This window comes from Peribacillus sp. QJM3NY_7 (genome assembly GCF_056173225.1).
In genome coordinates, this window is record NZ_CM149663.1 from 3,230,617 (window position 1) to 3,243,109 (window position 12,493).

Consider the following 12,493-nt stretch of genomic DNA (forward strand, 5'->3'; position numbering starts at 1 on the left):
CGTACGGTTCGCGTATACGGCGTTTCAATTTATATCACAGTGTGTACTTTTAGATAATGTTCTAAAGCAGAGGGGACTCCCCTCTGCTTTAGTCTTTTGTTTGAGATTGCTCTTTGGACGACTTTGGATACTCCTATGAATCGGTAACCTTTTCGACAGTAGGTTAATCCTTTCGCTTCTTCCTCCGGAATTCCTAGTTGAATAAGCGATTTAATTTGTTTTTTCGCTACTTTCCATTGTTTCCATATGATGACCCTAATTCTAGAGCGAAGCTTTGTGTCTATTCGTTCCGTCGTTTTTTTCATGTTTGCCATTCTGAAGTAGTTTACCCATCCAACTATTACTTGGTTCAATTTCAATATTCGGTAGTCTAGTGGCACATTCCAATTTCGCTTTGTCAGTTGTCGAAGTTTCCTTTGAAACTTCTGTACAGAACTTGGATGAGGTTTCACTTTGTAGTTGTTGTTATTAGTGTCGTAATAATACCCAAATCCTAAGAATTTCAACTCTTTTGGACGTGAGATTCTACTCTTCTCTACGTTGACTATCAGGCCTAATTTCTCTTCTATAAATCTCACGATTGTGCTCATTACTCGGTTCGCTGCCTTTTCACTTTTCACAAAGATAAGGGCATCATCAGCGTACCTCACGAACCTTAATCCTCTTTTCTCCAGTTCCTTATCAAGTTCGTTTAACATTATATTACTTAATAGTGGACTGAGGTTGCCTCCTTGCGGAGTACCGACAGGTGTGTCTTCATATTTTCCATTCACCATGACTCCACTGACTAAGTATTTTCTGATTAACGAGATGACATTTCCGTCTTTTATTGTGTTGGATATGATTCTAATGAGTTTATTGTGATGGACGGTATCGAAGAACCTTTCAAGATCAATGTCGACTACCCAATCATGTTCATCATTCAGAAACTCCAGGCTTTTAATTATCGCCATTTCACAACTTCTTTTTGGTCTGAAACCGTAACTGAATTCACTGAATTGCTTTTCAAATAGTGGACTGAGAACTTGATGAATGGCTTGTTGAACGACTCTATCCACTACTGTTGGTATTCCCAATTTGCGCATCTTTCCATTTTCTTTTGGGATCTCCACTCTTAAGGCAGCTTGTGGTTGGTATTTTCTTGTTCTGATGCGCTGACGCAGTTCATCTTTGTTCTCTTTCAGGTATTGCTTTAGTTCGTCGACTGTTACTCCGTCGACCCCACTTGCACCTTTATTTTTATAGACACGTATGTAGGCTTCGTTCATATTTTTATTACTTAGGATTTGTTCTAAAAGTTCCACACTCGTTTCTCCTTTCCTCTCACGTAGTAAGTGATATCTCCATTTGGTTATTCTTTGAGGTACGCTCATACTTTCACCATTAACACATTCGGAGTCCGTCACTTACGCATTCGTGGCGTTGAAACACTATAAATTGTTAAGCCCTTCATGAAATTATTTCAATACTATGGCTTCTGCTGACTTCTTGCGACTAACCTTTTTCGACTGTACTTCTGTACATCCGCAAGACCTCCCAGGGTAAGACACCTATCTTTCCTCTTTTACTCGCCTGATTTACTCTATAAAGTTACGCACATCTTTTGGACTTTAACTTGTCTTGGAGTTTAGTCCCTTTATAGAGCCTTAGTATCAGATTCCTGTTCGTCGAACCAAGATTTTATTCCACGCTTCCTCCAGCCCTTACCTCACGATAAGCACCTTGCGCTTCCTTAGTGGGTGGTCGATGTGTACCCCCACAGCGGACTTTCACCACCTAGATAGTTGCCATGCCTGGCACACAAGAAAAAGCTGCCTTAAAGGCAGCTCCGATTTAAACTAACGGAGTGTTAGTGAAGGAAAACTCTTATTTCTCAACTTTCACAAACGTTTTTCCTGATCAATGTCAAAGCCATTGATTCTCAAAGGTATCTCACCTTCTCGCTTTCCATTTTCTTCACCCACCCAACAGCCATACAATTCAAAAAAAGTCTTCAAGATGACTAATCATAATATGTGTCAGACCCCATCATTAGTTTTAACTCATGACTTTCCACAATGGGCCGAGAATATCCAGTCTTTGCTACTTGTATCATTGCTTTTCCCAATAATTCTGATGTAATGATACTGCTTAACGAATCATCAAAATGTTGGTGGTACCTGCCGAATGCTTGACTGTTCGGTTTGAGCTTTCCATTCTTCCTGACGGAACTCTTTTTCCCACTTCGAAACCACAATACAAGCGAGGACATGTCCAGGAGTATTACAAGCTGTACGTGCCATATCCAGCACACGGTCAATGCCTGCTATAATTGCGACGCCTTCTGCCGGAAGCCCTACTGCTGAGGCGGTAGCTAAAAGGACAACTAGCGAACCGGATGGAACAGCAGCAATTCCTTTTGAGGTTGCAACAAGAACCCCCATTACAATCAACTGTTGGCCAAAATCCATCGGGATGCCATATGCCTGTGCTAGGAAAATAGAGCAAACAGAAAGGTACAATGTCGAACCATCACAATTCAGTGATAGCCCAGAAGGAATAACGAATGAAACAACACGTTTCGAACAACCGTATGCTTCCATTCGATCCATTAACTGAGGCAGAATGGTTTCTGTACTTGTTGTAGAAAAAGCGATAAGGAACAAATCCCATACCATTCGAAACACTTTAAAGTAAGAAATCTTCAAGAACCAAGCAATTATTGGAAACAGAACGAAAATAACAATAGCAAGCCCAAGATACACAACCCCAATCAACTTTGCCATAGGGATTAAAAGGGCAATACCATACTGACCTACAGAGGCTGCCATGAGAGAGAGTACACCAATCGGAGCGGTTACCATGACCATTTGTGTCAGTTTAAACATGATATTTGCAACTGATTCCATAAACTTCATTGCTGGCTCTGACTTTTTGCCAATTGCTCCAGCAGCTGCACCAAATAAAATAGCGAAGAATATAACAGCTAATAAATCACTTTTTGCCATCGCATCAACAATGTTGCTTGGAATGATGTTAACAAGCATCGTTTTAAAATCGACAACTTTGGTAACGCTTTCATTTAATTGTGTGATATCCTTCTGAGCAAGATGGGACAAATTAAGCCCAGCACCAGGCTTTAAAATGTTAACAAGTAGAAGACCTATACCTAGAATCAGAGTGGTTATAAATTCAAACCAAATAATTGTTTTAAGTCCTAATGAACCCATTTTTTTCATGTTTCCGTCGCCCGATGACCCAATGACAATGGTAGTGAAAACAATAGGCACAACAATCATTTTAATAAGATGAATAAAAGCGTCGCCAATTGGTTCTAAGGATTGGCCAAGTTCAGGAAAAAAATGTCCGATAAGTGCTCCAATAAACAATGCAATTAAAACTTGAAAAGCAAAAAACCTTTTCATAGGTTGTCCTCCCTGAACGAAAGATTAATAGCCTCATCACACAATATGTCAATAAATAGATCATTCCTATCTCATTTGACTATTGAAAGAGAAAGAAGAAATAGCTTTTAAAAACCGTTTCTGTATATTCCATAGATAACCTCCTTTTAAAAATATTTGTAAATATAAAAAAACTGTATCACCTATTCGCGATTCAGTAAAATACTGAATTACTATAAAGTTATAAGAATAAATTATTAATCCCGTTTACATTTTTAATTTTTCCTTAATCAGCTAACGCACCCGTTCGTATAAGGTCAGCCAGAAAATATTTTTGGTTGACCATTTTTTTTGGTTTTATTATAACGGTAGCCGGGGCAAAACGTACCTGCTCGTGGGATAAACCCCGTCAATAAACAGTTTGCCCCTGCTTGTAGAAACATGATTAGGCTGGTTGGGACGTAGATCGAAGCTGTGATACTATAAGGAAAAAATAGGGTAACCGGCAATTCACTAGATTAGGAGGAGATTTAGAATTTATATAAATACGCTTGTTTGCTACTGAATTTGATTAAATTCTTCAAGATGTAAAACCAAAAATACTTTATGTTTACGAAATGAGAGTAGAAGATTTATCTTCATTTAATATGGCTTAATGGAAATAGGGTGCATGATTTACACTGATTTTGGATATGTTTCGGAAACTTGAATGTATAAAAGCGAGTCTAAGATATCATCATCAATCTTTATTTTATACTCCCAGTTTGACTGAATCTACTGGGACGAATCTTTTTAATTCGCCAACAATTTTTCTTCATTTGACCCAAGCTTGATCGTGTATTCAGTCTGTATCCATAAGCCTGTATTCTCATTTCTTCCTTGGAGAACATATTTCGGGTTGTTTTTGCCCATACGTTCTGCAGCTGTTTTCGAAAGCTTGCCGATATCACCTGTTTTGAGGCGGTTGATAATTAAACCTAGTTTCAAACTCTTAATTGTCAGCATTTCATAATCTGTACTGCTGTCTCCAGCTACGAATATCGGACCGTATCCGCCCCTCGTTTTGGAGATGGCGTGTTCGATCACTTCCACCTTACCTTCTCGAGCAGTGATCGGCCAATTGTCTTCATATTCTGCTTGAGTAATTCCTTCCTTCTTTTTTAATCTCATCCCAAAGACATTTTCCTTTGGAAGGTTGTAGCCGTATTTTGGATTTGACGAAAATACCTCCACCACCTCTTCCATCGAAGCCGAAATAACATAAACGTCAATCCCATTCTCCATAAAAGTATGCATTAAGTTTGCGATTTCCGAGGCCAGACGCAGTCCTGTTGTATAGGTAACTTCAACTGTACCGGCTTTTCCTAACATGGACCCAGGACTTATAAGCGTCACCGATGACATTTCCGCCCCTAAGTTATAATCATTTGAAGCCTCTGCAAGCTGCTGAACTTCTTCGGTCGACATGTTCGCAAATAAATAAAGCACCCATGGATATCCGATTTCAACACCGTATGTTTCCCCAATGGCTTCATACAGAAAGTACATTTTCGCTTTAAAATCTTTAAATCGATCAGTTGAATGTAGCGTTTCTAACCGCTCTTTTCCATTCATCCCATTATAGTTGGAATAAAGAAATTCGTAATCGCGTTTCAGATCCTCGGCGATTTGCTTGAGAGTGACTGCATCTCCCTGAAGGTTTTTAAACTCGTGTGAAAAGGGTCCATTCGGCACATTCTTTTTGATCACTTCATAAAACTCTTCCGGTTGCATGTTATATGCCAAGTGATCAATTTGATAAAGAAAGAGGGCCTCCTCCGTATCATTCATGATGCTCGTATGATCCCAATCAAAAACAACATAAGGTTTTCGATTTGGATCGTATGCTGTACTTCCAGCACCATGCTTATCAATTAGGTTTTGAATAGACTTATAGGTGTCAGGAGCCCATTTTCCTTTATCCAACACTTGAATACAGTGGGGCTCCCTTTTTTGCTCATTCGAAACTGCATTTCCGCTTGCAGCCGCTCCTAAGGAAGCAGACAAAAACAAGCAAATAATGATCATGCCAAATAGAGCCTTTAATTTGGTTCTATTATTCATATTATCCCCCCTGAAAAATGCAAAAGACGCCTGCCCAATAGCTCGTTATTAGCTATTGAAACAGGCGCCATTGCCGATTGATTCTTTTATGCGTAAATATTATCAATAATTTCCATAATAGTCAAATATCATTTGTAATTCTTAACATTTTCTATAAAATCCTCTCTAATAAGTCCCCTACCTTCTCTGCCATTTCCTCCGGTGGATAAGGCATGCCATTTTTTAACCACCATTCCACTACACCTACATAAGCATTTGCCACAAATTCGACAACTACATCTTCACTTTGACCAAAATTTTTTCCTTTTGTTATATCCACGTCTTTTTTGAACTCTTCGATATTATGCTGAACAAACCGGCTGCGAAAGTACGGAGCTCCCTCACTTGCCAACATCGTCGAAAAAAATAAATAATTACGTTCAAGATATTCCATGCAGTGTACAGTCGATTCAATCCAATCCATTTCAGCTTCCGATTCACAAAGGTTAACCATGTTATTGATATGTTCTTCTATGATTTTATCCAACAGATCAAATTTATCCAAGTAATGGAGATAAACAGTTGCACGGTTAATATTTGCCCTATCAGAAATATCCTGAATGGTCATGCTATCAAAATTTTTTTCAGACATCAATTCAAGAAATGCTTTCTTAATTGCTTCTTGAGTTCTTACAATTCTTCTATCCACTTTTGCCATATTAACACCATACTTTCCTTGAGATAGTCAACAATTTTTATTGATTTGTTGTTTAAACAACAAAACTGATTAAATTAACGATTTATATGCCTTGTTTTGTTTAAATTTATATTTTAAATTATAGACAGATGTCGAGAAAACATCAATTGTAGTTTTATTTTACATGAAAGGATGAAACGAAATGACAATTGAAAACAAAGTGGTTGTAATTACAGGCGCAAGTTCGGGTATTGGGGAAGCAACAGCTAAGCTGTTAGCTGAAAAAGGTGCAAAAGTTGTACTTGGCGCAAGACGTGAAGAGCGTTTAGCAAAATTAGCAGAAGAAATTAGATCGAACGGTGGTCAAGTGGCTTATCGCGTCACAGATGTCGTTAACCCAGATGATAGTCAGCAGCTTGTTCAACTAGCTAAAGACACTTTTGGCGGTGTTGATGTAATCTTCTTGAACGCTGGACTAATGCCTAATTCACCACTTTCCGAATTAAAAACCGACGAGTGGAATAGCATGGTTGACGTTAATATTAAAGGTGTATTGAATGGTATCGCAGCAGTATTGCCAACATTTACTTCGCAAAAGTCTGGACATGTCATCACAACGTCATCAGTAGCTGGGCTTAAAGCATACCCAGGCGGTGCTGTTTATGGAGCAACAAAGTGGGCTGTTCGTGATTTAATGGAAGTTTTGCGTATGGAATCTGCCCAAGAAGGTACTAATATCCGCACAGCAACTATTTATCCAGCAGCGATCAACACGGAATTGCTGGATACGATTACTGATAAGAATATTTCAGAAGGTATGACTGCGCTGTACGAACAATATGGTATTGCACCTGATAGAGTTGCCAATATTGTGGCATTCGCTATTGATCAGCCAGAAGATACGAACATTAATGAGTTTACAATTGGACCAACAAGTCAACCTTGGTAATAATAAAAGGAAGATAAAACTAAGAGCTATTCATTTTCTGAAATTTAGGCTGTCGAGAAGATCTTGACAGCCTTTCAATTTCTTCTCGGGATGTTTACAGACTTTAACTGGAGAAATCTCCTCTGATCAAAATTATTATCCAAAAAATGGAGGAATTAACATGTCAAAGGATGCGAAAGTTGCACTTGTCACAGGCGGAAATAGAGGAATTGGATATGAATTAGTCAAACAATTAGCTTTGATAGGTTTTAAGGTTATTTTGTCAAGTCGGAATCCGGAGATGGGTCATAAAGCGATACAACAATTTAGGGAGTCAAATCTGGACGTTTCGTTTGTGTCGATAGATGTCAATAATCAAGAAAGCATCCGTCAAGCTGCGGTAGCAATAAATGAGAAGTATGGCAGATTAGACGTATTGATTAATAATGCTGGCGTGTATCTGGATGAGAATAAACAATTATTGAATATGGATCCATCAATTTTAGAGAATACAATGGAAACCAATTTCTTTGGAGTTTACCATATGATCCGTTCCTTTATTCCCCTCATGGAAAAACAAGGCTATGGGAGAATCATCAATGTTTCCTCAGAATATGGGGCAATGAGCGAAATGTCATATCCAGGAGTAGGGGCTTATAAAATGTCCAAATTTGCCCTGAATGGATTGACACAATTAATAGCTGTAGAAATCAAATCTGATATCAAAATAAATGCGGTCGACCCGGGATGGGTAAGTACAGATATGGGGGGACCATCTGCTCCAAGAACTCCTGAGCAAGCTGCTGAATCTATCCTTTGGTTAGCTACTACTGGAGCTGAAGGACCTAACGGGGGATTCTTCAAAGATGGAAAACGAATCGATTGGTAGCAATACTTCATGTGCAAATTATTTGGTGTTAAAGCTGGTTCGATGAAACCATCTTTTGCAATTGTTATTGCTTTAGAACCAATTAAAGAAAAAATCCGGTTTTCCTTTGCCTAACTAGGATAACCGGATTTTTCTATAATTTGGTGAAGAAATATACCTAAACTAAACTGTCCCGTTCGTGCCATATGAAAAAGGCTGCCTCAGCAACCTGCCTTATTGAAGTAAAGCACTTTAGTTGAAGTATTTTGCGAGTATTATTTCATAGACTGTAGATATGCTGGTTTATTAACTTTCAATGGAGATTTTTTTCATAAATCGTTTTTAATTTATCTTCCGTAGCTGTTCCCTCTACTGGTGTATAGATACTGCATCTTAGGTCCATGTCCCCCTGGACTTGGAGAGAAGTTAAATTAAACAGCATCTTACCGGCTTTGGCATGTCTAAATTCAATCATCATTTCTGGAGCTTTACTCACTTGACTTTCTTGCCATAAAGATTGAAATTCCGGATGAGAATCACTCATTTCTTTAATAAATAGGTTGTACCATTCATCACCTAAGTAGTGACCATAATAGGCACGAAAAATGGAAAGAAATCCTTTAACAAAATGCTCCCAATTCACAGCTAATGATTTTAATTCTTTTCTTGTAAATAATAGATGGATCAAATTTCTTTGGTCATCAGGAAGTTGTTCAAAATCTAGAAATACATGAGCGGCAGCATTGTTCCAGCCTACAATATGACAATGTCGATCTGTAATGATAGTAGGGCAATACGTTAACTCCGCTAAAATTCTTTCCAAAGAAGGACTAAGTTTTGGCTGATCCTTCTTTCGATGAATAATGGATGATTTCGCTTCTAAAGCTAAATCATATAGATACTCTCGTTCATCATTATTTAATTGCAGAGCTGTAGATATGCAATCCAATACGCTTGTAGAGACCTTTATATCCCGACCTTGCTCTAGCCACGTATACCAAGTAGTACTAACTCCCGCCAAATGTGCAACTTCTTCTCTTCGTAAGCCAGGTGTTCTTCTCCGGGTACCAGCAGGTATACCTATAGATTCAGGCTTAATTTGGGATCGCTTCGTTTTCAAAAATGTAGACAAAGCTTCGAGTCTGGTTTTATCATTCATTTCTAAACCCTCCATCATAACCATTTAACCGGGTAGTTATTATACCAGGATAAATGCTCACTTGTAATAGGATAACCCTGAAGTATAATACGAGTATACTATTCATTTGGGGTGATGAAAAATGGAAAGAGTCGTTATTACCGGAATGGGAGTAGTCTCTCCTATTGGAAACAACGTAGAAAAATTTTGGAGAAATCTGACTGAAGGTAAGTCAGGCATTTCCTCTATTGATACATTTGATGTGAGCAACCATAAAGCAAAAATTGCTGGAATTATTCGTGATTTTAATGCAGATGATACTTTAGGAAAAAATGAAGCCCGACGTCTTGATCGCTTTTCCCAATTTGCTTTGGCTGCTGCTGAACAAGCTTGGACTGATTCTAAATTAGATATTGATGATATCAATCTAGAAAGACTTGGCGTATATGTTGGTTCGGGGATAGGAGGAATTGAAACATTGATTGAAAATGTGGATACTCTTCGAGAGAAAGGTCCAAGAAGAGTCAGTCCAACCCTGGTACCAGCCATGATTTCTAATGCAGCCGCAGCCCAAATTAGTATCAAATGGAACGCAATGGGACCTACTATGTCACCTGTTTCTGCTTGTGCAATCGGAAATACCGCTATTGGTGAAGCATTCAGGCTTATTCGCTTTGGAGAAGCTGATGCCGTTTTTGCTGGAGGAGCAGAGGCAGCTATTACAGATTTATCACTAGCTAGTTTTGGTAATGCTACAGCATTATCAACGAGAAACGATAATCCAGCTAAAGCTAGCCGTCCTTTTGATGTAAATCGAGATGGATTTGTCATGTCAGAAGGAGCAGGAATTTTAATCTTGGAATCTTTATCTCACGCTTTACGCAGAGATGCAAAGATTTATGCTGAAGTCATAGGGTATGGTGCAAGTTCTGATGCCTATCATATGGTAGCTACACACCCAGAAGGAAAAGGAGCCTACCTTGCAATGAAAATGGCTTTGAAAAACGCAAATATTTCTCCAGAAGAGATTGATGTTATTAGCGCACATGCAACAAGTACAGAAGTGGGAGATCTATCTGAGACACTAGCGATTAAAAAGCTATTTGAATCAAAAGCTTATCAAATCCCAATAACAGCTAATAAATCTATGCTAGGTCATATGTTAGGAGCAGCTGGAGGCGTGGAAGCAATTGCTTTGGCAAAAAGTTTAAAGGAAGGAATTATTCCTCCAACCATCAACTTAGAAAAGCCTGATTCATTATGTGATTTGGATTATGTACCAGGTGTTGCTCGGAAAGTGAAAATAAATACTGGTCTATCCAATTCATTTGGTTTTGGAGGTCATAATGCAGCTATCGTTTTAAAAAAGTACGAGTGAATTAACTTTCACTCGTATTTTTATTAAAGTCCTCAATAGTACCTTTAGTTAGCGCCGCATTGGGTCTTTTTCTTCGATTAAGGTTTTTTTTCTTATTCAGAAAGCCCTATTTTTTGAAATACCTTTTAGCTATACTAACTAATTTAGTAAACAAAACAGTTAGAATTCCTTGTCCACAAGTCTTCTGAAGTAAAACATATTAATACTCTTGTTGGTATTGCACCACAAGCAATAATTTTTCATTATCTTTTATCATCCTATAAACAAGGCTACATTTTTCTTCGATTAAGAAAATGACAAAAAAAGATTTAGTGCCAATGACTAGATTCTCTTTTTAATATCTTCTCTTAATGATTCAATGATAGTACCTGATAAGTTTGCAGGAAGTGATGAACCATCCTCAAAAACCCATGCATTAATTATTTCAAGATCTTCTTTTTTTAAAGTAATGCTATAATCTTTATCATTGTGAGTAAAGTCAGCTGTAACCGATTCTTCACCATTAAACTCGTCATCAATAATCATATTTTTTATTTCATATGGCTTCACGATGTAATCTCCTTTTTAACATTCTTGTCTATAGAATTAGCCTTATATGATTGTTTATTCATTTTTTTCACGCCAAACCAAAAAACGAAGGGCTATTTTCAGAAGATGAAAGAATGTCAATTCCATTAACTTTGTGGTTATCATAGTTGAACATTCATATTTTTTCTCCATCACTTCTTCATTTTCCTTCATGATCTTCACCTAATCCTTTATCACAATCGGCTAGATATGACTTCGTTTTTAGTGAACTGTTCCGGGAAAGGAGAACGGAGATTTTAGTCTGATGGATAAAACTTTTCCAAATATAGGAGGATTAAGGGGAAATCGGAGCGCAATAGGAAGCAAGTGCACTATTAAATGTTCTCTTCCTGGCTTATAAAAACAACAATAAAACAAGCGTTACTTACTGATCAAAGTAAGTAACGCTTGTTTACTAATTCTTACTCAAGAACTAATTAGTGCGCCTTTTTTTATTTTATAACATACCCTAATTATTTTTAGGATTCCCCATCCCCATTATCAAAAAATGAATCAAATCCCCCATCAAATTCCTCTGTTGCTTCTTCAAACATCTCCTCCATATCAAAACCTTCCATCATCTCAGTGAATAACATAGTCCCTAAAACACCCACTGCTAATCCACCAACCATTCCAGGTATAGCGTTTCCCATTTGGTAAGAGCGACCATGAGGATGGTTTGCGGAATAAGAGAACGTCCGTGTAAAAGCATGAGGCTGTTCTATAGCTTCCGATATATACTTTTCAAGTAGCTTATGAAGATCGTCTTCTTGCTCAAGAACTTCTCGATTTAAAAGAAACTCTCGTTTCGCTTCAATTTCCTTGTAGCCGCTTTTACAGTCAACCTCCATCCAGACCCGGATACCTGATTCTTCATTGGCAAACCGCATTTCCACTTCATTTACTTGTCCCATGAATTGTTGAGTGGGAAAGAAAGCAAATTCCTGTCCATATTGATCGAGTTTACCTGAGTCAGCTGTCTCGCGAAATCCTAATTGAGCCATTGCATTAAAAATGGATGTGATGGATTCCTGGGATTGGATGACTAGCCGGTCTACATCTTTGCGGTCGACCCCGCCCTCAATATCAAGATGTGTATCCAGATAGTATGAGACAGTTCCCCTTGAAATAGGAATATTCGCAGGTAGGACGTAATGAAAAGGAATGACCTTACGTTCTTTGGGCTGAATACAATCTCGATTAATTAATGGTATATGGGCAACTTCCTTAGTAACGCTTCCTTGGTTTAATACCACATTCATCATCAGCCGGACAGTCACTTGATTGATTTTCTGTTCCACCTCACCGCCTTGAATGACTATCTGCCCTTGAATGCTTTCTCCAGCTTGATAATTATGATTGTCACATTGTAAATCTACAGTTGCAGCTCCTTTTCCTAAGCTGGCTAAGATTTTTTTAAACATACGTCCTCTTCCCTTCGTCAAACCTATA

The 12,493-nt window shown here is 38.1% G+C and carries 10 protein-coding genes and 1 pseudogene; 3 read left to right on the forward strand and 8 right to left on the reverse strand.

Annotation, left to right across the window (positions count from 1 at the left end; genetic code table 11):
• Positions 1–29 precede the first annotated feature (29 nt).
• From ltrA to AC0VX1_RS15435, 4 genes are all read right to left on the reverse strand, one after another.
• Entirely contained in the window at positions 30–1,304 is a 1,275-nt protein-coding gene (gene ltrA, locus AC0VX1_RS15420; RefSeq protein ID WP_475467838.1) for a group II intron reverse transcriptase/maturase, read from the reverse strand.
• A gap of 837 nt (positions 1,305–2,141) precedes the next feature.
• On the reverse strand, positions 2,142–3,404 hold the full coding sequence (locus AC0VX1_RS15425) for a dicarboxylate/amino acid:cation symporter (protein WP_475467840.1): 1,263 nt from the start codon (positions 3,402–3,404) through the stop codon (positions 2,142–2,144).
• Positions 3,405–4,175: 771 nt separating this feature from the next.
• Complete coding sequence (locus AC0VX1_RS15430; RefSeq protein ID WP_475467842.1) at positions 4,176–5,486, reverse strand: HAD family hydrolase; 1,311 nt, start codon at positions 5,484–5,486, stop codon at positions 4,176–4,178.
• A gap of 151 nt (positions 5,487–5,637) precedes the next feature.
• Entirely contained in the window at positions 5,638–6,183 is a 546-nt protein-coding gene (locus AC0VX1_RS15435; RefSeq protein ID WP_063575850.1) for a TetR-like C-terminal domain-containing protein, read from the reverse strand.
• Positions 6,184–6,364: 181 nt separating this feature from the next.
• Here AC0VX1_RS15435 and AC0VX1_RS15440 point away from each other — a divergent pair, with 181 nt between their 5' ends.
• Positions 6,365–7,111, forward strand: a complete 747-nt coding sequence (locus tag AC0VX1_RS15440) for an SDR family oxidoreductase (RefSeq protein ID WP_034307681.1) — start codon at positions 6,365–6,367, stop codon at positions 7,109–7,111.
• Between the two features lie 160 nt (positions 7,112–7,271).
• Positions 7,272–7,979 (forward strand): SDR family oxidoreductase, encoded by a 708-nt coding sequence (locus AC0VX1_RS15445; protein WP_475467844.1) that lies wholly within the window; start codon positions 7,272–7,274, stop codon positions 7,977–7,979.
• 285 nt (positions 7,980–8,264) lie between these two features.
• On the opposite strand, the pseudogene AC0VX1_RS15450 reads toward AC0VX1_RS15445, so the two are convergent.
• A pseudogene (locus AC0VX1_RS15450) lies at positions 8,265–9,117 on the reverse strand (helix-turn-helix transcriptional regulator).
• Between the two features lie 121 nt (positions 9,118–9,238).
• Between AC0VX1_RS15450 and fabF the strand changes: the two are divergent.
• On the forward strand, positions 9,239–10,474 hold the full coding sequence (fabF, locus tag AC0VX1_RS15455) for a beta-ketoacyl-ACP synthase II (protein ID WP_413011907.1): 1,236 nt from the start codon (positions 9,239–9,241) through the stop codon (positions 10,472–10,474).
• Between the two features lie 321 nt (positions 10,475–10,795).
• On the opposite strand, the gene AC0VX1_RS15460 is transcribed toward fabF, so the two are convergent.
• From AC0VX1_RS15460 to AC0VX1_RS15470, 3 genes are all read right to left on the reverse strand, one after another.
• Positions 10,796–11,023 carry a hypothetical protein gene (locus tag AC0VX1_RS15460; protein ID WP_063575845.1) on the reverse strand — a complete coding sequence of 76 codons (228 nt, stop codon included), beginning with the start codon at positions 11,021–11,023 and terminating at the stop codon, positions 10,796–10,798.
• Between the two features lie 54 nt (positions 11,024–11,077).
• The gene (locus tag AC0VX1_RS15465; protein WP_413011909.1) at positions 11,078–11,215 is read right to left on the reverse strand and encodes a hypothetical protein; all 138 of its coding nucleotides are present in this window, start codon (positions 11,213–11,215) and stop codon (positions 11,078–11,080) included.
• A gap of 305 nt (positions 11,216–11,520) precedes the next feature.
• Positions 11,521–12,465 carry a sporulation protein gene (locus AC0VX1_RS15470; protein WP_475467847.1) on the reverse strand — a complete coding sequence of 315 codons (945 nt, stop codon included), beginning with the start codon at positions 12,463–12,465 and terminating at the stop codon, positions 11,521–11,523.
• Positions 12,466–12,493: the final 28 nt, after the last annotated feature.